This window comes from Streptococcus massiliensis DSM 18628 (genome assembly GCF_000380065.1).
GTDB classification, from domain to species: domain Bacteria; phylum Bacillota; class Bacilli; order Lactobacillales; family Streptococcaceae; genus Streptococcus; species Streptococcus massiliensis.
Window position 1 is genome coordinate 80,731 of record NZ_KB904376.1, and the last position, 22,503, is coordinate 103,233.

Genomic DNA, 22,503 nt, shown 5'->3' on the forward strand with positions numbered 1-22,503 from the left:
ATGAAAAAAGAAGAAAAGCCAGGTTTGGACTGGCTGCTAGACTATCGAGCTGCCCAACCGAATTTTGGATTGGAGCGCATGGAAAAGATATTGGCTTTAAGAGGCAATCCGCATTTGAAGCTGTCCGTCATTCATCTGGCGGGGACAAACGGCAAGGGGTCAACTATTGCTTATTTGCGCCAGCTCTTGAAGACAAGCGGGCTGCGCGTGGGAACCTTCACCTCGCCCTACTTGGTCAGCTACAATGAGCAGATTGCCATTGACGGGCTTGCCATTTCCAACCAAGACTTAAATGTGCTGCTCCTGACTTATCAAGAGTTATTTGAGCAAGACGGAGACGATCCGAGCTTACAGGGAGCGACCGAGTTTGAGATCATGACGGCCTTGGCTTATGATTATTTTGCGCAGAAGAAAGTCGATGTCGCCTTGATTGAGGTCGGTATGGGCGGGCTTCTGGACAGCACCAATGTCTGCCAGCCAGAGCTTACGGCAATCACGACTATTGGCCTTGACCACACGGCGCTTTTGGGTTCTACTTTGGCGGCAATAGCAGAGCAGAAAGCAGGTATTATCAAGGAAAACGTGCCTGTGGTGACAGGCAAACTTCCAGCAGAGGCCTTGACGGTTGTGGAGAGAATAGCGCAAGAAAAATCAGCGCAGCTTTTGTCCTATGGGCAGGCTTATCAGTCCGCTTGGCAGGCGAGTCTGCCACAAGGAGAGCGCTTTTGTTTTAGTAATGAAACGAGAAAAAAGGAGCTTTTTGAGACGCCGCTGTTGGGCTTGCATCAGGTGGACAATGCTGCTTTAGCCTTGGAATTGTGCGACCAATATTGTCGTTTGAAAAAGCTGTCCTTGCTGACAAAGAGTCAAGTGCAGGAGGCCTTATCAGCCACAACTTGGGCGGGGCGTATGGAGAGAATTTGTCCCAAGCCCTTGATATTTCTAGACGGCGCTCACAATCCACAGGCTATGGAAACTTTGCTTGCGACCTTGAAAGAGCGCTACGGGGATTTTCATAAGCAGGTCTTGTTTACCTGCATTGAGACCAAGGCGGTAGATGAGATGCTGGCTCAATTAAGGCAGCTTAAAGGCAGCCAGCTGACCTTGACCTCTTTTTCGGACGCACGAGCCATTTCCCGCCAAAAAATGCAGCAACTGGCTGAAAAAGAATCCTTGCCCTATAAGGATTGGCAAGCATTTTTAGAAGAATATCTGGGGCAGGAACAGCCCAAGGCAGAAGTGCTGGTGATTACGGGGTCGCTCTATTTCTTGGCGCAGGTCAGACACTTTTTGCTAACAAAATTAGAAGATAAACAGGAGTAGGTATGGACACGAAAAAAATTGAAGCAGCAGTGAAGATGATTATTGAGGCTGTTGGGGAGGATGAAAATCGTGAGGGCTTGCAGGAGACGCCCGAACGGATTGCCAAGATGTATGAGGAGATTTTCTCGGGGCTGGGTCAGACGGCAGAGGAGCACTTGGCTAAGTCCTTTGAAATCGTTGATAATAATCTGGTAGTTGAAAAGGATATTTTCTTTCACTCTATGTGCGAGCATCATTTCCTACCTTTTTATGGCAAGGTGCACATCGCTTATGTGCCCAATGGGCGCGTGGCTGGCTTGTCAAAATTAGCACGGACGGTGGAGGTTTATGCCAAAAAACCACAAATCCAAGAGCGATTGACAGTGGAAATTGCGGACGCCTTGATGACCTATCTTGGAGCGCAAGGAGCCTTAGTCTGGGTAGAGGCCGAGCACATGTGCATGAATATGCGCGGTGTGAGAAAGCCAGGAACGGAGACGGTGACTACGGCTGCGCGAGGAATTTTAGCGACGGATAAAGACTTGAAAAATGAAGCCTACAGAATGATGAACCGCTAGGCCAGAGCAGAAAGGAGAATCATGGACCAGCTAAGGATTAAAAATTTGGAAGTGTATGCCTATCATGGTCTTTTTGGAGCAGAAAAAGAGCTGGGGCAACGCTTTGTCTTTGATGTCATCTTGGACTACGATATGACCAAGGCAGCACGGACGCGGGATTTGACGGCTTCAATTCACTATGGTGAGCTAGCGCAGCACTTGACCCACTGGTGTCAGGCCAGCAAGGAAGATTTGATTGAGACCTTGGCTCATAGTTTGATTGAGCAGATTTTTCAGACCTATCCCTTGGTTCGGCGGGTAAGTCTAGAGGTCAAAAAGCCCTGGGCGCCTATTCCTCTGCCCTTGGACACTTGCTCGGTGAAGCTAGAGCGGACCAAACGCCATGCTTTTATTGGTTTGGGAAGCAATCAAGGCAAGAAAGCTGAGAATTTGGATGCAGCTCTGGAAAAAATCCAAAAGCAAGGCATTGAGCTTTTGCAGACCTCCAGCCGAATTGAGACCGAGCCTTGGGGTGGCGTTGAGCAGGAGAATTTTCTCAATCAGGTAGCTGAAATTGAGACCTGGCTGACACCGCAGGAGCTGCTAGAAACTATGCTTGCTATTGAGGCAGACCTGGGACGGGTTCGCGACATCAAGTGGGGGCCGCGTATCATAGATCTTGATGTCCTCTATATTGAGCAGGAGAAGATTTATAGTCCGGACCTCATCGTGCCCCACCCTTATGTGGCTGAGCGGGCGTTCGTCCTTGAGTCCTTGGCTGAAATCGCTCCCCACTTTATTGATCCTAGAAATGGCAAAAGCATGCGGCAGCTGCTTGCGGGGGTGAAAAGAAACCTAAGTTAAAACTTTAGCCCACCTTTTCAAAGCTACGATCTTTAAAGTTTTAAATCATATCATCATTATTATTTATACCCATAATGAAGGAGATTAGTGAGGAAAAATAATATGCGATACACAAAAGATATCCTTCTTGATTATATAAACGATCATAGTGAAGATTTTAATGAAGGAATCATTACTATTGACTTAGCAAATCGTTTAAACATGCAACGAAGTAATGTTTCAGCACTATTAAATACGCTAACTCGTGAAGGAAAACTCTTAAAAGAAGAGACGAGACCAGTTAAATATTGGCTAGCAAGTGAAAAACAACAGGAGCTTTCAGCATTTAAGTATTTGGTTGGGAATGATAATATTTTAAAAAATATAGTCAGTCTCTCTAAAGCAAGCTTGGTTTATCCAGAACACAGACTCGCTAGTTTAATTGTGGGAAGCAGTGGTACAGGTAAAAGTTATCTGGCACAACTAATGTATCGCTTTGCAACAGAAGAAGGCATCCTTTCTGGAAAGGAAAAATTTAAGAAAATAAACTGCCGCCACTTAATTCTCTCAGATAAAAAAACTGCGGCGACTCAGCTGAGTGACTTGTTAAATCAGGCTAGTAAAGATTTTGTATTTATTGATCATTTAGAAGTATTAGATCTTGAAGCAAGAGATATTGTTTTAAGTAAAATTGATCAACAAAATCGTATCTTTTCCCTTGTTTGTGCTATGGATTATGAAGCAGACAATGGACTTTATGATTTTATAACTTCTAAATTTCCTGTAGTATTAAAGTTACCTAGCTTATCTGAACGCTCTTTATCTGAGCGCTTAGAGTTGATTACTCATTTTTTCAAAAATGAAGCTGCACGTTTGGGAAAAGATATTCACTTAAATGCTGAAATCCTTCGTGATTTATTGCTTTATAACTGTGAGAATAACATTAAGGAGTTAAAGAAAGATATTCGCATTGCTTGTGCTACAGCTTACTTGAGAGATTTTGAGGTAAAAACTAAAAATTTAACCCTTTATCTGCAGGATTTTACAGCGAATGTGCGAAAGGGCTTTATTTTTTATCCAGATTTTAGAGATGAAATTGAGCATCTTATCTCACAAAAATTTAATTATACTTTTACAGCGGAAGGACTATCACAGTCAGAGACAAGTAAGCGATACGATAAATCTATCTATCAAGTAATAGACGATCGAGTTCTCTCTCTTCGAAATGAAGGACGATCAAAAAATGAGGTTCATACGATTGTTTCCGAAGAATTAGACGAGCAGTTTAAGGAAATAGGTAAGAAAAACAACTTGGATAAAAATGCTCTTATTAAGGTTGTTGGAGAAGAGTTTGTCACTGAAACTGAAAAGTTTATACAACAATGTGAAATTTTGCTCAATCAAAAGTACTCTACTGATTTGCTTTCTGCCATAGTGTTGCACCTTTGGGCAGCAGTCGAAAGAAAATTTGAAACTCCCCTTCCCACATTGGCGGCGTCTCAGTCTGTAACAGACTATCCTGAACTGTGGCAATTAGCTTGTTCTTTTATCTCGTATTTGAATCAAACATTCGCTTGGCAATTAAGAGAGGATGAGGCTAACAGCCTGACTTTATTGATTGCACAATTTTACGAAAAAGAAAAAAGTTCAAATACGGTTCAAGTTTTGATCGCTATGCATGGTAATGCTACGGCAACTTCTATCTCAAGAGTCGTAACTTCTTTGATTAGAACAAGTTCTATTTATGCTTATGACTTAAATTTAGACAAGGATCTAAGAGTTGTCTATGAAGAATTAAAATTTCAGATATTAAATATTGAGCAAGGGAAAGGAATTCTTCTTTTATACGATATGGGCTCAATAAAGACAATGGCAGAGACCATTAGTCAGGAAACAGGAATTCAAATTAAAGCAATTGAGATTCCAGTTACACTTGTTGCATTGGAATCTGTTCGCATGATTGATGGATCGGTCTCTCTTAAGGAACTTCACCAAAATGTAACTGCTTTGATTGAGCAAGGTTTTCATTTTAATACACACTTATATAATAGAGCAACTCATCACCAAGTTATCCTAACTCTATGCGTGTCTGGTAAAGGTGCTGCACTTTCTATGAAAGATTATATTGATAAAAACTTGGATACAACAAACTTGGATATCATACCAATGGCTGGGAGTGACAAAATATATTTAAGAAAGAAGATTAAAGAGATTAGTCAACTTCATAAAATTATTGCTATTGTAGGGACTTACAATCCCAAAATAAACGGGTATCGATTTATTTCAGCCAGTCAGCTTTACGGTTCTTCAACTGAACAATTAGCTCAATTATTTTACAAAGACAAAGTAATGTCCGAGGGAAGTATGGATTATTCTGAGATTTATAAATATTTGAAAGAACAACAACCTTCTATAAATATTTCTAGGGTAAAAGAAGTTTTACCAAGGGTTGTGAGAAAAATAAAAAAACTTGAAGAAGGCTTTACACAATCTCAAGAAGTGGGTTTATTTGTACATATGGCTTGTTTGATTAGCCACTTACAACAAGGAAGGTCTTACCCAGAATTACCTAATGTTGATACCATTATTGCAAAACATAAACGCTTGTATCATCAATTACGAGAGATTTGCTTTGAAATTGAGTGCGAATTTGAAATTGAAATTCCTGAAGCAGAATATGCGAGCATGATCCGAACAATTAAAGAAATTTAATTAAAAAAAGAAGTGTTTAATTGTTTTGCTAGTGTATAAATTTTCTAACCGATTTTGTGGCGATAAATTCCCAATCTAGATTTAACCTACTTAATTTTTGAATAAATCATGGACACTGTATAAATTATTTTATCAGTGTTTATTTTTTCTCTTTTTAAAAAACAAATCATATTTGGATTTTTATTTATAATGAATTATACTTTGGATAAATTAGATAAAAATAATGGAGGAAACATTATGACTAGAATTATGTTAGCTTGTAATGCTGGAATGTCTACCAGTATGTTGGTAACAAAAATGCAAAGTAGCGCTCAAACCTCTTATGCTGATCAAGAGCTTGAAATATTTGCAGTTCCTACTGCTTTGGCAGATCAAGAGGTCAATTCTAAAAAGATTGACATTATTCTTTTAGGACCACAAGTGAAATTTCTTTTGTCAGACTTCAAAGAAAAGTATGAACCAAAAGGTATTAAGGTAGATGTTATTAATATGCAAGACTACGGCATGATGCGTGGTGACAAAGTATTGGCTACGGCATTGGAACTTTTGAGTTAAAACATAAAGGAGGTTGCATTATGGATGAAAGCAATCTGGAATCAATTATGGGACTGATCATGCATGGGGGTGATGCGAAAGGGAAAGCCATAGAAGCCATAAAAGCTGCCAAGGGACGAAATTTTGAACTTGCAGAGAAAAAATTACAAGAAGCAAACCAATCTCTTTTACTCGCACACCAGTCTCAAACAGAACAACTTGCAAAAGAAGCGGCAGGTCAAGGGATTTCGGTAAGTCTCCTGATGGTTCATGGACAAGATCACTTAATGAATGCTATTACATTTATTGATTTGGCAAAAGAAGTAGTTGATGTTTACAGAGAGCTAACGAGAGTGGAAGGAGAAGTGAATGGAAAAAATTAGAAAAAAATTTCTCTGGGGAAATTCCGTTTCAAGTATGCAAACAGAAGGCGGTTGGAATGAAGGTGGGAAAGGATTATCTGTTTATGATATTCGTCCTGCGAGTGAAAACACTTCGGATTGGCATTTTGCAAATGATAACTATCACCACTATGAGGAGGACTTTGACTTAATAAAAGATTTGGGAATGAATTGTTATCGAATCCAGACATCTTGGAGTAGAATTGTACCGGACGGTGATGGAGAGTTTAACGAAGAAGGAATAAACTACTACCATGCTGTTATTGATGCATTGTTAGCTCGTGGTATTGAGCCAATGATTTGCCTTTATCATTTTGATATGCCTCTTTCTTTGGCAGAACGTTATAATGGTTTTGTTGCCAAAGAGGTGAAAGATGCTTTTATCAGATATGGGAAAAAGGTTGTTGACGAATTTTCTAATAAAGTAAAATATTGGATCACTTTTAATGAGCAAAATCTTTATCATTCTGCCGAAGCCTTTAATATTTCTGGCTATTTGAAAGGTGAACGTTCTGAAGATGATTTGTATAAAATCATTCATAATGTGATGGTATGCCATGCTGCGATTACAAATTATGTTCATGAAACAAGCAGTGATTGTCAAATAGGGGGAATGCTAGCTTATTCAGAGGTCTATCCAGCAACTTGCAATCCTAGAGATATTCTAGCAGCAAGAAAGATTGATGAGTTTTTAAATTATACACTCTTGGATGCTTATACAGGGAAGGGCTATTCACAAGAAATGATGTCCTATGTTGCATCTAAAGGGATAGAAATGAATGTTTTAGACGGTGAGATGGAAATAATAGGGTCTCAATACAGCGATTTTATTTCCTTTAGTTATTATGCTTCTTCTGCCGTTTCTGCTGAAAAGATCAATTTTGAAACAGATTCTCCTAATTATTTTAACCAAATAGGTCATCAAATAAATCCATTTATTCCTTCAACCGAGTGGGGTTGGCAAATTGATCCGCTGGGATTAAGAGATGTTCTTAATAAGATGTACCAACGTTATCGAGTTCCCTTGTTTATTTTAGAAAATGGAATTGGTGTTCGCGAAAGTTGGGATGGAGAAACACCGATTCAAGATGATTATCGAATTAACTATCACCAAGAGCATTTGAAAGCGATGTACAAGGCCATGGAATGCGATGGAGTGGAGGTTATTGGATATTTGGGCTGGGGTTTAATTGATATTCTTAGCTCACAAGGGGATATGGAAAAACGATATGGACTCGTATATGTTAACAGAGGGAACCATGATTTAAGAGATATGAAACGTATTCCCAAAAAAAGTTATTATTGGTTTAAAGAAGTTATCCGTTCAAACGGAAGCAATATAAGGAGGTCAAATTTATGAGCCAAAATCAGTCATTTTTAGACAAATTTACAGAGATTTCTGCCAGAGTTGGGAATCAAGTTCATCTTAGAAGCCTTCGTGATGCATTTTCAACAATAATGCCCATGTTTATTTTAGCTGGGCTAGCAGTTCTTGTTAATAATGTTATTTTCCCTTGGTTTTTAACAGGGGATACGTTAACAAAATTTCAGGTTTTTGGTAATGTCATTGTCAACGGTACCTTGAATGTTTCTAGTATTTTGATAGCTGCAACGATTGCCTATTGTCTATCTAAAAACAAAAATTTTGAAAATCCGATCTCAACAGTTCCTGTTGCTTTAGCCACGCTCATTGTTATGATGGCGATAAAGATTACAGTAACTCCAATCGATGCCAAAGAAGCTGTAACTGTTTCTGGTGTTCTTTCCTATACAAATTTAGGAACGCAAGGAATGTTTGCGGGGATTATCGTTGGTTTATTGGCTACAGAACTTTATATGTTTCTAGCAAAATTAAAATTCTTACAAATCAATCTGGGAGAAAATATTCCTCCTGCAGTTGGGCGCAGTTTTAGTGTTATGCTACCAACTATGATTACTTTATCCATTTTTGCTATTGTTTCTGCTGTATTGGCTAGTGTATTTAATACAGATTTAATTTCCATTATTTCTGCCATTATTCAAGAACCATTGAGACGAGTTAATACCTCTTTATTGGGCTTTATCCTTATTTATTCAACAGGGAATTTCCTATTTACTCTGGGTATTCACCAAACAGTTATTAATGGGTCATTGCTGGATCCGCTGCTTTTAGTTAATATGAACGAAAATATGGCAGCAGTTAATGCTGGAGAAGTTCCAAAACATATTATAAATAGTAATTTTGTGACTGTATATACTCAAATGGGTGGTACAGGTGGCACTATCGCCTTAATTCTTGCAGTATTATTGTTTATTAAATTTAAACCTTACCGAGAAGTGGCAAAATTAGGTGCAGCTCCTGGGATTTTTGAAATCAATGAACCGATTATTTTTGGATTGCCGATTGTGTTTAACATTCCAATGATGATACCATTTGTGTTATCTCCAGTTATCGGAGCTCTGATTGGTTATTTTGCAACTTTTATTGGTTTTGTTCAACCATTATCCGTTTACATTCCATGGACAACACCGCCTATTATTAGTGGATATTTAGCTAGTGCTGGAGATTTGAAAGTTGTATTTGTTCAAATTATCATTATTATTGCTACCACTGCTTTCTATATTCCATTTTTGAAGATTTCTGAACGTGTTGCGCTAAAACAAATGGAAACAAAGTAAAAGCTGAAATCTAATATGATCAATAAGTAAAGCGAGAAAAGATTTGATTAGTTTTCTGGTCAGATCTTTTCTTTTTTAGTCTGAAAAAAATCTGAACTTCCTATTGTATAGTAAATCTATAAACATTAGAAATGAGGATTTTAGTATGGAACATTTAATAAAGTTAAAAAATGTTTGCAAGAAGCGCGGTGGTAAAAAGATTTTACAAAATATCACTTTCACTGCTAAAGGTGGCCGCATTACTGCCTTTTTGGGTCCAAATGGTGCAGGTAAAAGTTCAACTTTGAGAATTTTATTGGGGCTTGACCGGGCTAATTCTGGGGAAGCCAGCTTTGATGATAAGGAATATCGAACTCTTTCTCAACCTTTATTGCTAGTAGGTGCTTCTTTTGACGGGCTTGCTGGTCTACCTACGCGGAAAGTCTATCATCATCTTCAAATCATTGCAGCCAGCAATGGAATTACAAAATCTCGTATTGATGAGGTGCTAGAACTTACAGGAATTCCTCATAAGTCAAGGGCTCGGTTGGGAGATTTGTCCTTAGGTGAAGGGCAACGTTTAGGCTTAGCGGTAGCTTTGCTCGGCGATCCTCAATTTTTGGTTTTGGATGAGCCAACTAATGGACTAGATCCCAGCGGTATCAAGTGGTTTCGCAAATTTATTCGTCAGCAGGCTGACCAAGGAAAGACAGTTTTGTTATCTTCGCACATCCTCTCGGAAATCGAAATGATAGCAGATGATTTAGTCCTAATCAACCATGGAAAAATTATTGAACAAGGCCAAATGACAGATGTGATGCAAGGTGTAGACACTCTAGAAGAGCTCTTCTTTAATATGACAGAGGAGGCTTTATCATGAGAGGACAGATAAACTTGCTGAAATCTGAGTGGTTAAAATTAAAAACAAGTACCGCCTTGAGAAATACTTGGTTACTTGTTCTAATAGTTGTTCCAATTTTTTCTTACCTCGAAGGTCGCCAATATTTATCCCTTGGTTTAGATGCTAGCCCTGCTACAAATCCACAGTTGCTAGCTCCGATTGCTCCTTTGGATTATTTGGGGTTGTCGGCAACAGGTCTCAGTACAATGGTGCTTACCATATTTGCCGGCTTTATCGGAGGAATGGAATTTCAGGGTCATCAATTACGAACAAGTCTTTTAACATGTAATCATCGTCTGCAATTCTTTTGTGGGAAAGTTATGACAGTTAGTTTAACTTTGTTGAGTTTATCTTTTTTGTCAACTTATTTTAGTTATATAGCCATGCACCTAGCTTTGGGAAAAGAAGGGTTAAATCCTATTTTCCTCAATACAGCCGCTTGGGAGCATATTTTCTTCAGGGTGTTGGCCTTGAGTATGATAGGGATTTTAGCTTTCTTATTAGGATTTTTGGCTCGAACCATGCTGCTTCCTCTTATCTTTTTAGTCCCTCAAATTTATAACCTTGGGGATTATTTGGCACAGCATACTGCTTTTGGCAATTATCTTCCAGTGGCGGCGACTAATTTTCTTCTTGCAGAACCTTATTCCTTTTATCGTGAAAATCATTTAAAAGGATTAACTATTTTATTGATTTGGCTCTTAACCGCAGCTTTATTCGCTTATGTTCGCTTTTCCAGAAATGACTTGGGAGGACACTATTGATGAAGAAATTACTATGCAGCGAATGGATAAAATTTCGTAGTGATTACATGAGTGTAGGTTTGGCAATTATTTTTGTCGTTCTTCTTCCTTTTTTGATGCTAAGTTTAGATGATGTCAAAAATGTTGGGTTAGAAAAGAGAGTAATGAGTGAATTGTTACATGCTCTCTACTTGGCGCAAATAGCTATCATTATTTTTGCGTCATTTCATTTTGGTCAGGAATTTGTTAAATCTTCTTTTCGAACGAATTGTTTAGCGGTACCTAAGCGCAAAAAATGGCTACTAGCTAAATTCATCTTTTTCTTTTTGCTCCTCTTCTTTCTTTATTTTCTTGCTTTACTGCTCTGCCTTTTGCTTATTATCTTTTATTTTAAATTGAATTTGACCATGCCTCTTTTGCTCAATGTTGGCAGGCAAGTCATTCCAGCACTTATAAGCAATTTTGTTTTTGCCTTTTTAGCCGCAGGGCTGACTCTCATTTTTCAGTCTTGGAGGGTGGCTACTGCTATCCTATTTCCCCTGCTATTAGGTCTCAGTCACTTGCTGCTTACTTTTTTTAGAGAAGCGAAATATCTGCCGGATTTAGCAACTCTTTCTTTATTTGATTATAAGGAAGTTGCTGAGAAGATTGAACTGAGTGGTCTGGGTATCCAAGTCCTCTGGCTTTGCTTGATTGTAGGCTCTGCCATTTTCCTAACTTTAAAAAGAGATGTGCGCTGAAAGGAATATGTTATAATGAAAAGCATGAAGACACATACTATTTTAGTCGTTGACGATGATGAAAGTATTTTGAAGTTGGTAAGAAATATTCTAGAGCGTGAGAGTTATCTAGTAACTACGCGAAATAGCGTGAGTGGTCTAGAGCTTGCTGATTTCGTCGGCTATGACCTTATTTTACTAGATGTCATGATGGAGCCAATCAATGGTTTCGAGCTTTGTTCCTATATCAGACCTCATGTAAGCAAGCCAATTATTTTTTTAACAGCTAAGGAATTGGAAGAAGATAAAGTTGAGGGACTTTATTGTGGCGCTGATGATTATATTGTTAAGCCTTTTTCAGCTAAGGAGTTGTCAGCACGCATTAAAGCGCATATTAGGCGTGAAGAGCGATATCAAGAACAACAAATAACCGAAGGGAACTGCTTGTTCTATCCTGAACGATATGAGCTCGTCTGCTACGGAAAAAATTTGAAGTTATCTGAGCGTGAGTTTAAGTTGTTAAAACTATTGGCATCTCATCCTCAGCAAGTTTTTACTGTTGAAGGTCTGTATCAACTACTCTATCCTGAGAGTTCGGAGACTCAGCTCCGTTCTATTTCAGAGTATATCTATCAAGTTCGACAAAAGTTTAAACAAGAAAATCTACGCGTGATTGCAACAGTGAGAGGAGTTGGATATAGATGGCTGTTAGAACCATTCGCTTCAGGGGATTAGTTTGGAAAACGACTTTAAAAATTGTAGGTTGTTATACTTTTATTTTTGGTTTTATTGGTTTTGACATTTCTCAATTTACCACCTCAAACAAAGATTTCTCTTTTTACCGCCTTCTTTTTTGGATAGGAGGATTACTTCTTGTCACCTTTTATCAAATTTATCGCTTGTTGAAAGAGATAGATAGAGAAATCCAGCTGCTATCTAGCAAAAATCTAGCAAAATCAGAGCAAAGTTTACATTTTAAAATTAAAGAATTTTTGCTAACCTATCAAGATTTGTGGGCAACCAGAAAAGAAGTGGAGTCCTTGTTAGCGCGTGAGCAAAAAAGAAATGCTGATTTGGTTCTACAGCTGTCAGCTACTTCCCATGACTTGAAAACACCTCTGACTGTTATCCAAGGCAATGCAGAGCTCCTTGGCATGGAGACTTTGCCCGACCAGCAGGCAGAATATGTGGCAGAAATTCTAAAAGCTAGCCAGAAGATGTCGAGTTATTGTGCTTCTCTGATTGATTATAGCAAGACATTTAAAGTAGAAAAAGAAACTTTTGACGAGGTAAGTTTGCAATCTTTTTATGACCAGCTTAAAGAGGAGGTTTCTCTCTATGACAAAGAGGGCAAAGTAGTGATTAATTGCCAAGTTCATGAAGAATTAAAAATGCAGGCTCATTTGGATTATCTGAAGCGAGCACTCTTAAATATTATCTTAAATGCACTTGACTATGCGTCACAAAAGGTTACGGTTCGCATTATTAAGCGAGAGAAGCAGTTAGTTTTTTCTATTTGGAATGATGGGCTCCCTTTTTCGCAAGAACTTTTAAATAATGCCGACCGGCTGTTTTACCAGAGTGATAAAAGTCGTAATTCGGATAAGTCCCATTATGGCATTGGTCTTGCTTTTTCTAAACAGGTGGCGCTTTTGCATGATGGAAATCTCAAACTTTTCAATCCGTCAACAGATGGTGCGTGTGTAGAGTTAAGTATAAAAAATTAAGAAGCCTTTTGGCTTCTTAATTTTTTAATATTTCTTTATCAAATCCACCGTAGAGCGGTCCAGTTTTTTAACCAGCGCTTGTAGGAAGGCTTGGGCTTGCAGGAAATCGTCCATAGCGTAAAGGGTTTGGTGGGAGTGGATATAGCGAGCGCAGACGCCGATTGTTGTTGAAGGGACACCGCCATTTTTGAGGTGAGCCACACCAGCGTCTGTTCCGCCTTTTGCGCAGTAATATTGATATTTGATACCCGCTTCTTCGGCTGTGGTCAAGAGGAAGTCTTTCATGTTTGGCAGCATGAGATGACCTGGGTCAAAGAAACGCAGCAAGGTTCCCTCACCGATCGCGCCTTGGTCGCCATAGACGTCCCCAGCTGGTGAACAGTCGACTGCAAAGAAAAGTTCGGGGTCAAACTTGGTTGTAGAGGTATGAGCGCCGCGCAGCCCCACTTCTTCTTGAACGGTCGCGCCAGCATAGAGGTCGCTGCCTAGCTCAGTACCTGAGATATGTTGCAAAAGCTCACTAACCATAAGCACGCCGTAGCGATTGTCCCAAGCCTTGGAGATGACATTCTTACCATTAGCCGTCAAAATAGCGGAGCTTTCAGGGACAATCACATCGCCTGGCCGTACGCCGTAGCTTTCGGCTTCAGCCTTGTCGCTAAAGCCGCCGTCAAAGACAATGTCGCTGACAGCAGGAAGACTTGGCGCACCGCCTTTGCCACGAGTCAAATGTGGCGGTACAGAGCCAGAGATGACAGGGATTTCTTGACCTGCGCATGTGAAGAGCTTGAAACGCTGACTGCTGACGCTGAGCGGGTTCCAGCCGCCGATTTCAACGACGCGAAGCGTGCCGTCAGGCTTGATTTGGCTGACCATAAAGCCGACCTCATCCATGTGCGCCGCCACCATGATCCGAGGAGCATTTGCCTCTTTAGAATGTCTGACCCCAAAGAGGCTGCCCAGCCCGTCGGTCACCAGCTCATCTACATGAGGGGTGATTTTTTCTCGCAGATAATCGCGCACAGGCGCTTCATGACCAGAAATCGCTGAAATTTCCGTCACTTCCTTGATTTTTGAAAATAATTCTGTCATAAAAGTACCTTCTTTCTGCCCCTATTTTACCATTTTTTGCAGGAAAATAGAATAGAGAAAATAAATTGTTAATATAGTTTGGCGCTGGCTGGCTTTTGTGTTAAAATATTCTCATGAAAGCTAAAAAGATTATTTTAACGACGACAGTGCTTTTGGGCGCGGGGGCTCTGGCTTATGGAGCCAACAAATTGGTGCAAGAGCAGAGACGATTGGCAGACCGCGAGGAGATTGTTCAAGTGGTTCGCGACTTTTTTGCGGATATGGGCGAGATTGCCACGGTCTATGTGCAGCTCTATGAGTCAAGCGACGAGCGCTTGGTTGGCGGCGTGGTTTTTGAGGATGAGCGGCATTTCACCTTCCTTTATGAAAATGGCGAGCTGTCTTACGAGGAGGCGCGAGGATGATTGCTCCTAAGAATTTTGAGGAACTTGCTTCTTTGCTGGAGAAATCTGGTAGGCAAGTGCTCTTTTTTTCTGCGGAATGGTGCGGCGATTGTCGCTACATCAAGCCCTTCTTGCCAGAGATTGAGGCAGAAAATCCAGAATTTACCTTTATTTTGGTGGATAGAGATGCCTTTATCGATTTGACGAAGAAATGGGATATTTTCGGCATTCCTAGTCTTATCCTGCTGGAAAATGGGCAAGAAATCGGACGCTTTGTCAGCAAAAATCGAAAAAACAAGGCTGAAATTCAAGCCTTTTTAGAAAAAATGAAATGAGGAAAAAGATGATTTTTACATATAATAAAGAGTTTGTGGGCGATGTGCTCATGGTTATCGTGGCAGACAGCGGAGCGGCTAAGTTGGCTGCGGAGCGCAAAGGAAATGTAGCTCGCATTTACCGTCTGGACAATGCAGAAACAGTCGCTTGGAATATTTTTGAGGTATCAAATTGGCTGGAAATTGAAGGGCGCGGTCAAGTGATGCTGACAGATGAACAGGTGGCTAGCCTCAATCAAGCCTTGGCTCAAGCTGGCTTTTCGGAAAAATTGGTCAATGACACCGAGCCAAAATTTGTCGTGGGTGAGATTGTCGAGATGAAGGCTCATCCAGATAGCGACCACCTCAACATTTGCCAAGTGAAGGTGGCGGCAGATAAGGTGCTACAAATCGTCGCTGGCGCACCTAATGCACGCGTGGGGCTCAAAACCATTGTGGCGCTTCCAGGTGCTATGATGCCTAAGGGCAATCTGATTTTTCCGGGCGAGCTACGCGGTGAAAAGAGCTTTGGCATGATGTGCAGTCCGCGCGAATTGCAACTGCCTAACGCTCCTCAAAAACGCGGTATCATCGAACTCTCAGCCGCAGCAACCGTCGGCACCCCCTTTGATGCCGATAAACATTGGGGTAAATAAATTTTATTTTAAGTGATCGAAAAGGTCACTTTTTTAAATAATTTCTCAAAAATGCTTGACCTTCCCCTTAGGGCATAGTGTAAACTGATCTTGTAAGGAGGTTTCAGATGTATACAATCAAACAAGCTGCGCAGCTTGCCGGCGTTTCAATCAAGACTTTACGGCACTATGATAAAATTGGACTTTTGGTCCCTCATAAGGATGAAAATGCCTATCGGTATTATAGTGATGCAGATTTAGAGCGATTGCAACTAGTTCTGTTTTACAAACTTCTAGGCTTTTCATTGGCAGAAATTTCGCACTTATTATCAAGTTCTGATGAAGATCTCTTGCCTCATTTAGAGAAACAGTTGAGTTTATTAGAGCAGGAAAGTGGGCGTTTGGCCACTCTGATTCATACTTTACAAAAAACAATTCAAGCACAAAAAGGAGAAATTTTAATGACAATAGAAGAAAAATTTCAAGGATTTACTTACAAAGATCATAAGGCTTATCAAGACCAAGCGATCGCTACTTACGGCTCAGAAGTGATTGAAGAAGCTCAGGCACGTCAGGCGGGGAAAGAAGATGAAGTGACAGCGGCTTTCAACTTCATCTTTCAGACATTTGCAGAGCAAAAAGAAGCAGGCTTGTCAGTAGAAGCGGTTGAGAATCAAAAGTTAGCACAAGACTTGCACGACTTGATTAACACTTATGGTTTTGATTGCTCACTGGAAGTTTTTGGTGCAATCGGTCATGGTTATGTTGAAAATCCAGAATTTCGCAAGAATCTCGATAAATTCGGTCAAGATGTAACCCAGTACGTATCTGATTCGATCCAAGTTTATGTAACTTCTGCAAAATAATAATCAAAAATTCTATTTTTTCCTCCTTGCCTACGAATAGATAGATAGGAGGTAAATGAAATGTATAATAAAGTAATTGCAATCGGGCGCTTGACAGCGACCCCAGAACTTCAAAAAACGGCAAATGACAAGAGTGTCGCTCGCGCTACATTAGCGGTAAATCGCAAGTATAAGGATGCAAATGGTGAACGTGAAGCAGATTTCTTGTCTCTGGTCATCTGGGGCAAGTTAGCTGAAACGCTAGCCAGTTATGCGACCAAGGGGAGTCTTCTTTCCATTGAGGGGGAGATTCGTACTCGTCGTTATGAAAAAGATGGACAAAATCGCTATGTGACAGAAGTCTTGGTCAACGGCTTCCAGCTTTTGGAAAGCCGTGCCCAGCGTGCTCTACGTGAGAATAACGCAGGTGCCGATCTAGCGGATCTCGTTTTAGAAGAGGAAGAATTACCCTTTTGATTAAGTAAGAGAGGCTGGGACAATAGTTCTCAGCCTCTAAAATTAATTCGGATTATCTGCAAGACACGGTAGCCGCGTCAGAGATCCTTACGCTAAACGCTCACTCAATCTTCGTGAGCTTCCTGCTTCAGGTCTCTTCCTTTTTTCAAGTCATTCATCGAATGCCTTGAAGCTTTGTTCGTCTTTACAGACTCCGCACAACCCTAATAGGCATCGCGGGGGTGGGACAACGAACTATTCCTTTACAGGAAGTAGTTCTGTCCCACTCCCTTTCGTTTTCTTTTTTAATCTATTTTGGAAAATGGTATAATGAATATATATGCTATTTATCGAGAACGAAGCTATGAAGGGAGTTCATCATGATTCCAGAAATGATTTTTAGTGATATTGATGGGACTTTGATTACGGAGGATCTGGTCATTAGTCCACGAACACAGACAGCGATTCGAGCACAGGCAGCTCGAGGAACTCTTTTTATACCAGTTTCGGCTCGGATGCCGGCGGCGATTAAGCCGATTGTAGATGTATTAGGAATTTCTTATCCGATTATTTCCTACAATGGGGCGCTTGTGCAGGATCATTTGGGTAAGACAGTGGCTTCAAAGACCTTGTCTGGAGCGGTAGCAGCTACTATTTGTCAGTATCTAGAACAAAATTGGTCGGACGTAGCCTGGAATGTCTATACTTTTGAAAAATGGTATTCAGAGGATCGTAGAAATTATTGGATTCATCGTGAAGAAGAGGTTGTGAATTTACAGTCAAGTCAGATAAAGGCTGAGCAGGTGAATCAGATAGATCAAGTGCATAAACTTCTCTTGATGGGTGAGCCTGAGATCATGGATCATTTAGAACCTCGGCTCAAAGAGGTGTTTCCAGAACTATCCATCGCTAAATCACTCCCCTATTATATAGAGGTAATGGCTCAAGGGATCGAAAAGGGGCAGGCGGTGCGCGACTTGGTCGCTTATTATCAAAAAGATTTGGCTAAAACTATGGCCTTTGGGGATAATTTTAATGATGTGGCTATGTTAAAAACGGTTAAGGAAGGTTATGTAATGGGCAATGCTCCTTTAGGGGTTAAGGAACAATTTGAGCATCTCACAGCAGATCACAACCATGATGGGATTGCTTTGGTATTAGAGGAGTTGATGTAATGTCTTATCGAAAAACGGTTTTTTGGATGCTCATTGGACTGGTTTTCTTTGCGATTGTGGTCATTTTTATTCGTGGAGCTTATTTGCCGATTTTCCCTCGACAATTACGAGTTGGTGCAACTTATATGACCATGAACAACGATTTTTACAAAAACCTCAATCGTGAACTGGAGAAAAATTTAAGTCAAAGAGGGGACGAATTGATTGTTCGAGACCCAGAGCTTGATGAATACAAACAAAGCCAGCAGATTGATGCTTTTGTCAGAGATAAGGTCAATGTCATTGTTATCAATCCCGTTACTAGTGACAGTAAAATGGTCATCAAGTCACTAAAAGCCGCTAAAAAAGCAGGAATAAAGATCATCGCAGTAGATACCTCCTTTGCTGAAAAGGGAATAGCAGATACAACCATTTTGTCAGATAACTATCGTGCAGGGGTTTTGATTGCCAAAGACATGATGAAGCGGCGGACAAGCGCAAATATTTTACTCCTTGAACATGCGACAGCCTTATCTGCTGTTGACCGGATAAGGGGATTTCGAGAAACGATAGAAGGGGTTCCGGGCTATCATATTGTTTCTAGGCGAGATACGCTGGGACAAACCGAAGAAAGTATGGCGCAGGTTAAGCAAGTTCTTAGTCAAGGAACTACTTTTGATGTTGTTATGTCCTTAAATGACCGTTCGGCTCTAGGAGCTTTGGCAGCCATCAAGGAGGCTTCTCTGCCTAATAAAGTTCTTATTTATGGAGTAGATGGCTCCCCTGACATTAAGGCTCTTCTGGCAACGACAGGTGATATTCAAGCGACCGTAGCTCAGTCTCCTCAAGAAATGGGAGAAAAATCAGCTGAGGTCATTCAAATGATTCGTCAAGGGAAAGGCTACAAAAAGGAGTACCTCACACCGGTTACCTTGCTTGATAAGGGGAACATTGCTAACTATGAAATAGGAGGTTGGCAATAATGAAGGTATCCAACAGTGTACGCTACAGTCGTATTATCTTAATGGTTATTAACCTCTTTGCCTTAGTCTATACGGCAGCACTTTATCTTTTTTCAAGTCAGTATATCGTAGCGCGTGGCTTTAGTCACCGACTTTTGGAACGCCTAGCTACGATTCCGAGTGAACCACAACAATTATTTATTTTATCGCTTTTGCTGTATGGTATTTTACTTTTAGTGATGTATTACCGCAGTAATCATCCAAATCAGTTTTCGATTTTTGATAGCATTTCTTTGTTAGAGATTTTTTTAACTTTTCTCATCTTGAATGTTCTCCATTTCTCTTACAATGGGCTTCTTTTGCTGGTTTTTGCAGATATTTTTTACGGATCACAGGAATTTCACAGTAAGCGTGATAAGCGGTATTGGGTCGCCTTCATCGGTTTAAGCTTTGGAGTGTTGCTCTTGACTGATTATGGAATTTTATCACTCATTTGGGCACTTCCTTCTCTTGAAACTTATGTTAGTTTTTATCCTGAAAATTTACGCGTACCGATTCTTTTTTTCAAAAATTTTTTGACCTCTCTTAATATTATTGTTTTTATCGCTTCGCTACTTTTTTATCTTATGCAGACCATTACGGAACGTCATCGAATTGAAGAAGAATTACTCCTTGCTGCGCGAACCAATACGGAGCTAAATAGTTATCTTGCCTTGTCAGAAAAAATTGCTGAAGATCGGGAGCGTAAGCGGATTGCAAGAGAAATCCATGATACACTAGGACATGCCTTGACAGGCATTTCTGCGGGGATTGATGCTGTGCAGGTTTTGGTGGATATTGATGCCAAACAAGCTAAGGAACAACTGAAAAATATTTCTGGAGTTGTTCGTGAGGGGATTCAAGATGTGCGTGGCTCACTTCAGAAACTTCGACCAGGTGCTTTGGAAAATCAAACTTTTAAAGAAGCACTAAACAAGCTCCTTTCGGAATATGAAAATATTTCTAGCTTAACGATTGACCTTGACTATGGATGGGATGATGTGGACTTGGATATTATGCAGGAAGATGTGATTTTTCGTGTAATTCAGGAGTCACTGACCAATTCGGTTCGTCACGGGCACGCAGATCAAATTTTTCTAGCTTGTCGGATAGAGCAGGATCATCTGTCTATGACGATTCAAGATAATGGAATCGGCTTTGAAAAATTGGATTATGGCTATGGACTTAAGCAGATGCAAGAACGTTTGGCGATTATCGGAGGAAATGTCTGCTTTGAAAACCGAGCGGGATTTTACACAGAAATTCGTTTACCCAAGAACAACTAATGAAGCTATTAAATATGAGGAGTAAACCATGATCAAAGTTTTAATTGCTGATGACCAAGCACTCATTCGGGAATCTTTGCAAATTATCCTTTCCGCTCACCAAGATATTGAGGTAGTAGGGACAGTTGGAGACGGAGAGGAAGTTCTTGATTTTCTTAAAAGCAGCCTACCAGACATCATCATTATGGATATTCGGATGCCGCGGCTTGACGGTGTATTGTGTACAAAAAGTGTCAAAGAAAAGTATCCAAATGTTAAGATTATCATTTTGACGACTTTTGATGACGATGATTTTATTTTCTCTGCACTCAAGTATGGAGCTTCAGGTTATATTTTAAAAGGAGCCTCAACTGAAGAATTGTATCAGGCTATCTTGACCGTTCATAAGGGCGGAGCCATGATTAATCCCAATATTGCCACTAAAGTTTTCAAGCTCTTTTCGCAAATGGCTCAGTCTAATTTTGCGATATCGGTGGAGGAAAATCAGGTAGATGACCTCAGTCAAACTGAGTGGCGGATTATCCAGCAGGTTGGCTTCGGTATTTCTAATAAGGAAATTGCTGCGCGCCTCTTTTTGTCGGAGGGGACAATTCGTAATTATTTGTCAGCTATTTTGTCTAAATTGGACTTGCGCGATCGGACTCAATTAGCAATTTGGGCAGTGCAAACAGGTGTGACAAGGCGAGATTTTAGTGAAGGTGACAAATTGTGAGAGGAAAAGAACTAAAAGCAGGGCTGGCTTGCCTAGTGATTTTACTAGCTCTGTCCGCTTTTTGGCTGTGGCGAAAAGGGCAGCCGAAGATGATTCGTCTAGGTATTTATGCAGGTTCTAGTTGGTCTGTGCCTAACAGTCGTTCTAATCGGGTTTTAGAGCATGCGATCCAGCGTTTTGAAAAAAGTCATCCAAATGTGAAAATTAGTTATGAAACAGGAATTCCGAAAGAAAATTATTCAAATTGGCTGGCGGATCGTGTAGTTAAGGGTGAGCAGCCAGATATTTTTATGGTACCTGAGGAGGATTTTTCTCTCCTTGCTAATAGTCATGCTCTCCTTCCCCTAGATGATCTGCTTGAACATTCTTCCAAGGATTTTTATGGAGCTGCTCTGGCCGCTGGGACTTACCAAGGGCACTCCTATGCCTTACCATTTGAGAGCAATCCTGTGATGATGTGTGTCAATAAGGATCTTTTAGAAAAAAATGGGATTCCCGTGCCTCAAGCTGGCTGGACTCTGGACGATTTTTATCGGCTCAGCCAGCAATTGACTAAGGACACCAATGGCGATGGAGTATTGGATCAATATGGAAGTACAGACTACACCTGGCAAGAGGCTTTAGTTGCATATGGGGGAAGTCTACTCAAGAATGGACACCTCATGCTTGACAGTCCAGAAATGCGTCGCAGTCGTACTTTTGTCAGTCGATTAACGCAGCTGAATCAAAAATATCAAGTCAACTCAAAGGATTTTGATGAAGGAAAGGTTGCTTTCTATCCCATGACCTTGGCTCAATATCGTACTTACAAACCTTATCCCTATCATATTAGCAAGTATTCTAGTTTTTCTTGGACTTGTATTCCTATGCCTAGTGATAAGGCTGGTAGCAATGCAACACAGGTTTCAACTTCGCTTTTTGCAATATCTAGCAGGGCGAATCATTTAGCAGAAGTGAAAGAGTTTTTGAAACTTCTCTGCTTGGACGAAAAAACTCAAGGTGAATTGTTTGAAAAATCTCAAGGGATGTCTGTTTTACCTAGCGTTATGAAAAGCCCAGCAACCAGTAACTTACTAAAAGCAGATGATTTTGGTGCCGACTCTCTAACTGCTGAAAGGCTTGACGCTATGATGACGGGGGCTGTGTCAAGTATTCAAGCGGGTCTTTCATCGCAGGAGTTAGAGCAAATCAATTATCTCATCAATGAAAGTTTGACGTATCCTACCAGTGATACTAGTCTGAGTGAAATCCAAAAGAAAATTGAAGAAGAGCCTGGGACAAAATAATTCTCAGCCACAAAAAAAGCTAGAGCTTCCCAATTGCGGAACTCTAGCTTTTTAATTTTGAGTCGTTCTCTTATTGTATTTTAGGAGGTTATTGGCCATAAGTACCAATCCCATGTCAATTCTCACTTGACGCTTCCCTCTCAGATTACATCTCTTGTAACCCAAACAAGCCTTTATCTGCCCAAAGACAGGTTCCACATCAATCTTGCGTTGAGCGAAAATCTGTCTACCTTGGGGAGATAAAAGCGCCTGACATTCTTTAG

25 protein-coding genes are annotated in these 22,503 nt (G+C 40.4%); 23 read left to right on the plus strand and 2 right to left on the minus strand.

Translation table 11 applies throughout. The features are described from left to right. From A3I3_RS0103650 to A3I3_RS0103710, 13 genes are all read left to right on the plus strand, one after another. The gene (locus tag A3I3_RS0103650; RefSeq protein ID WP_018371380.1) at positions 1-1,323 is read left to right on the plus strand and encodes a bifunctional folylpolyglutamate synthase/dihydrofolate synthase; all 1,323 of its coding nucleotides are present in this window, start codon (positions 1-3) and stop codon (positions 1,321-1,323) included. A gap of 2 nt (positions 1,324-1,325) precedes the next feature. Next, on the plus strand, positions 1,326-1,880 hold the full coding sequence (folE, locus tag A3I3_RS0103655; protein WP_018371381.1) for a GTP cyclohydrolase I FolE: 555 nt from the start codon (positions 1,326-1,328) through the stop codon (positions 1,878-1,880). Between the two features lie 21 nt (positions 1,881-1,901). Next, on the plus strand, positions 1,902-2,723 hold the full coding sequence (gene folK, locus A3I3_RS0103660) for a 2-amino-4-hydroxy-6-hydroxymethyldihydropteridine diphosphokinase (protein WP_018371382.1): 822 nt from the start codon (positions 1,902-1,904) through the stop codon (positions 2,721-2,723). Between the two features lie 102 nt (positions 2,724-2,825). Continuing rightward, a complete protein-coding gene (locus A3I3_RS0103665; protein ID WP_018371383.1) occupies positions 2,826-5,414 on the plus strand; it encodes a PRD domain-containing protein in 2,589 nt (862 codons plus the stop codon). Between the two features lie 237 nt (positions 5,415-5,651). Continuing rightward, on the plus strand, positions 5,652-5,969 hold the full coding sequence (locus tag A3I3_RS0103670; protein ID WP_018371384.1) for a PTS sugar transporter subunit IIB: 318 nt from the start codon (positions 5,652-5,654) through the stop codon (positions 5,967-5,969). A 20-nt stretch (positions 5,970-5,989) separates the two neighbouring features. Beyond that, positions 5,990-6,331 carry a PTS sugar transporter subunit IIA gene (locus tag A3I3_RS0103675; RefSeq protein ID WP_018371385.1) on the plus strand — a complete coding sequence of 114 codons (342 nt, stop codon included), beginning with the start codon at positions 5,990-5,992 and terminating at the stop codon, positions 6,329-6,331. Beyond that, positions 6,318-7,709 carry a glycoside hydrolase family 1 protein gene (locus A3I3_RS0103680; RefSeq protein WP_018371386.1) on the plus strand — a complete coding sequence of 464 codons (1,392 nt, stop codon included), beginning with the start codon at positions 6,318-6,320 and terminating at the stop codon, positions 7,707-7,709. Before A3I3_RS0103675 ends, A3I3_RS0103680 begins: the two co-directional genes overlap by 14 nt. After that, positions 7,706-9,007 (plus strand): PTS sugar transporter subunit IIC, encoded by a 1,302-nt coding sequence (locus A3I3_RS0103685; protein WP_018371387.1) that lies wholly within the window; start codon positions 7,706-7,708, stop codon positions 9,005-9,007. Before A3I3_RS0103680 ends, A3I3_RS0103685 begins: the two co-directional genes overlap by 4 nt. Positions 9,008-9,152: 145 nt before the next feature. Beyond that, positions 9,153-9,866: an ABC transporter ATP-binding protein gene (locus tag A3I3_RS0103690; RefSeq protein WP_018371388.1), complete on the plus strand. Its 714-nt coding sequence runs from the start codon at positions 9,153-9,155 to the stop codon at positions 9,864-9,866. Then, the gene (locus tag A3I3_RS0103695; RefSeq protein ID WP_018371389.1) at positions 9,863-10,651 is read left to right on the plus strand and encodes an ABC transporter permease; all 789 of its coding nucleotides are present in this window, start codon (positions 9,863-9,865) and stop codon (positions 10,649-10,651) included. Before A3I3_RS0103690 ends, A3I3_RS0103695 begins: the two co-directional genes overlap by 4 nt. Further along, positions 10,648-11,370 (plus strand): lantibiotic ABC transporter permease, encoded by a 723-nt coding sequence (locus A3I3_RS0103700; RefSeq protein ID WP_026129838.1) that lies wholly within the window; start codon positions 10,648-10,650, stop codon positions 11,368-11,370. The genes A3I3_RS0103695 and A3I3_RS0103700 overlap by 4 nt, the downstream gene beginning before the upstream one ends. Positions 11,371-11,385: 15 nt before the next feature. Beyond that, positions 11,386-12,084, plus strand: a complete 699-nt coding sequence (locus A3I3_RS0103705; RefSeq protein ID WP_018371391.1) for a response regulator transcription factor — start codon at positions 11,386-11,388, stop codon at positions 12,082-12,084. Further along, positions 12,051-13,076, plus strand: coding sequence for a sensor histidine kinase (locus A3I3_RS0103710; protein WP_018371392.1), 1,026 nt, complete (start codon positions 12,051-12,053; stop codon positions 13,074-13,076). Before A3I3_RS0103705 ends, A3I3_RS0103710 begins: the two co-directional genes overlap by 34 nt. A gap of 24 nt (positions 13,077-13,100) precedes the next feature. On the opposite strand, the gene pepA is transcribed toward A3I3_RS0103710, so the two are convergent. Then, positions 13,101-14,168 (minus strand): glutamyl aminopeptidase, encoded by a 1,068-nt coding sequence (gene pepA / locus A3I3_RS0103715; protein ID WP_018371393.1) that lies wholly within the window; start codon positions 14,166-14,168, stop codon positions 13,101-13,103. A gap of 113 nt (positions 14,169-14,281) precedes the next feature. Here pepA and A3I3_RS0103720 point away from each other — a divergent pair, with 113 nt between their 5' ends. From A3I3_RS0103720 to A3I3_RS0103765, 10 genes are all read left to right on the plus strand, one after another. Beyond that, the gene (locus tag A3I3_RS0103720; RefSeq protein WP_018371394.1) at positions 14,282-14,572 is read left to right on the plus strand and encodes a DUF4651 domain-containing protein; all 291 of its coding nucleotides are present in this window, start codon (positions 14,282-14,284) and stop codon (positions 14,570-14,572) included. After that, entirely contained in the window at positions 14,569-14,886 is a 318-nt protein-coding gene (locus A3I3_RS0103725; protein ID WP_018371395.1) for a thioredoxin family protein, read from the plus strand. The genes A3I3_RS0103720 and A3I3_RS0103725 overlap by 4 nt, the downstream gene beginning before the upstream one ends. Positions 14,887-14,894: 8 nt before the next feature. Further along, positions 14,895-15,521, plus strand: a complete 627-nt coding sequence (ytpR, locus tag A3I3_RS0103730; RefSeq protein ID WP_018371396.1) for a YtpR family tRNA-binding protein — start codon at positions 14,895-14,897, stop codon at positions 15,519-15,521. A gap of 107 nt (positions 15,522-15,628) precedes the next feature. Next, positions 15,629-16,366 (plus strand): MerR family transcriptional regulator, encoded by a 738-nt coding sequence (locus tag A3I3_RS0103735; protein WP_018371397.1) that lies wholly within the window; start codon positions 15,629-15,631, stop codon positions 16,364-16,366. A 60-nt stretch (positions 16,367-16,426) separates the two neighbouring features. After that, positions 16,427-16,822, plus strand: a complete 396-nt coding sequence (locus tag A3I3_RS0103740; protein WP_018371398.1) for a single-stranded DNA-binding protein — start codon at positions 16,427-16,429, stop codon at positions 16,820-16,822. Between the two features lie 359 nt (positions 16,823-17,181). Then, entirely contained in the window at positions 17,182-17,976 is a 795-nt protein-coding gene (locus tag A3I3_RS0103745; RefSeq protein ID WP_018371399.1) for a Cof-type HAD-IIB family hydrolase, read from the plus strand. Beyond that, entirely contained in the window at positions 17,976-18,938 is a 963-nt protein-coding gene (locus A3I3_RS0103750; RefSeq protein ID WP_018371400.1) for a substrate-binding domain-containing protein, read from the plus strand. The genes A3I3_RS0103745 and A3I3_RS0103750 overlap by 1 nt, the downstream gene beginning before the upstream one ends. After that, the gene (locus A3I3_RS0103755; protein ID WP_018371401.1) at positions 18,938-20,242 is read left to right on the plus strand and encodes a sensor histidine kinase; all 1,305 of its coding nucleotides are present in this window, start codon (positions 18,938-18,940) and stop codon (positions 20,240-20,242) included. Before A3I3_RS0103750 ends, A3I3_RS0103755 begins: the two co-directional genes overlap by 1 nt. 28 nt (positions 20,243-20,270) lie before the next feature. Further along, positions 20,271-20,954, plus strand: a complete 684-nt coding sequence (locus tag A3I3_RS0103760) for a response regulator transcription factor (RefSeq protein ID WP_018371402.1) — start codon at positions 20,271-20,273, stop codon at positions 20,952-20,954. Beyond that, positions 20,951-22,240 carry an ABC transporter substrate-binding protein gene (locus A3I3_RS0103765; protein ID WP_018371403.1) on the plus strand — a complete coding sequence of 430 codons (1,290 nt, stop codon included), beginning with the start codon at positions 20,951-20,953 and terminating at the stop codon, positions 22,238-22,240. Before A3I3_RS0103760 ends, A3I3_RS0103765 begins: the two co-directional genes overlap by 4 nt. Before the next feature lie 51 nt (positions 22,241-22,291). On the opposite strand, the gene A3I3_RS0103770 is transcribed toward A3I3_RS0103765, so the two are convergent. Then, a partial coding sequence (locus A3I3_RS0103770) for a transposase (RefSeq protein ID WP_018371404.1) occupies positions 22,292-22,503 on the minus strand: 212 nt, incomplete at its 5' end.

Bases quoted from the DNA above. Each gene is read 5' to 3' on its own strand.
- A3I3_RS0103650 (WP_018371380.1), top strand. From the start codon at position 1: ATGAAAAAAGAAGAAAAGCCAGGTTTGGACTGGCTGCTAGACTATCGA.
- folE (WP_018371381.1), top strand. From the start codon at position 1,326: ATGGACACGAAAAAAATTGAAGCAGCAGTGAAGATGATTATTGAGGCT.
- folK (WP_018371382.1), top strand. From the start codon at position 1,902: ATGGACCAGCTAAGGATTAAAAATTTGGAAGTGTATGCCTATCATGGT.
- A3I3_RS0103665 (WP_018371383.1), top strand. From the start codon at position 2,826: ATGCGATACACAAAAGATATCCTTCTTGATTATATAAACGATCATAGT.
- A3I3_RS0103670 (WP_018371384.1), top strand. From the start codon at position 5,652: ATGACTAGAATTATGTTAGCTTGTAATGCTGGAATGTCTACCAGTATG.
- A3I3_RS0103675 (WP_018371385.1), top strand. From the start codon at position 5,990: ATGGATGAAAGCAATCTGGAATCAATTATGGGACTGATCATGCATGGG.
- A3I3_RS0103680 (WP_018371386.1), top strand. From the start codon at position 6,318: ATGGAAAAAATTAGAAAAAAATTTCTCTGGGGAAATTCCGTTTCAAGT.
- A3I3_RS0103685 (WP_018371387.1), top strand. From the start codon at position 7,706: ATGAGCCAAAATCAGTCATTTTTAGACAAATTTACAGAGATTTCTGCC.
- A3I3_RS0103690 (WP_018371388.1), top strand. From the start codon at position 9,153: ATGGAACATTTAATAAAGTTAAAAAATGTTTGCAAGAAGCGCGGTGGT.
- A3I3_RS0103695 (WP_018371389.1), top strand. From the start codon at position 9,863: ATGAGAGGACAGATAAACTTGCTGAAATCTGAGTGGTTAAAATTAAAA.
- A3I3_RS0103705 (WP_018371391.1), top strand. From the start codon at position 11,386: ATGAAAAGCATGAAGACACATACTATTTTAGTCGTTGACGATGATGAA.
- A3I3_RS0103710 (WP_018371392.1), top strand. From the start codon at position 12,051: ATGGCTGTTAGAACCATTCGCTTCAGGGGATTAGTTTGGAAAACGACT.
- pepA (WP_018371393.1), bottom strand. From the start codon at position 14,168: ATGACAGAATTATTTTCAAAAATCAAGGAAGTGACGGAAATTTCAGCG.
- A3I3_RS0103720 (WP_018371394.1), top strand. From the start codon at position 14,282: ATGAAAGCTAAAAAGATTATTTTAACGACGACAGTGCTTTTGGGCGCG.
- A3I3_RS0103725 (WP_018371395.1), top strand. From the start codon at position 14,569: ATGATTGCTCCTAAGAATTTTGAGGAACTTGCTTCTTTGCTGGAGAAA.
- ytpR (WP_018371396.1), top strand. From the start codon at position 14,895: ATGATTTTTACATATAATAAAGAGTTTGTGGGCGATGTGCTCATGGTT.
- A3I3_RS0103735 (WP_018371397.1), top strand. From the start codon at position 15,629: ATGTATACAATCAAACAAGCTGCGCAGCTTGCCGGCGTTTCAATCAAG.
- A3I3_RS0103740 (WP_018371398.1), top strand. From the start codon at position 16,427: ATGTATAATAAAGTAATTGCAATCGGGCGCTTGACAGCGACCCCAGAA.
- A3I3_RS0103745 (WP_018371399.1), top strand. From the start codon at position 17,182: ATGATTCCAGAAATGATTTTTAGTGATATTGATGGGACTTTGATTACG.
- A3I3_RS0103750 (WP_018371400.1), top strand. From the start codon at position 17,976: ATGTCTTATCGAAAAACGGTTTTTTGGATGCTCATTGGACTGGTTTTC.
- A3I3_RS0103755 (WP_018371401.1), top strand. From the start codon at position 18,938: ATGAAGGTATCCAACAGTGTACGCTACAGTCGTATTATCTTAATGGTT.
- A3I3_RS0103760 (WP_018371402.1), top strand. From the start codon at position 20,271: ATGATCAAAGTTTTAATTGCTGATGACCAAGCACTCATTCGGGAATCT.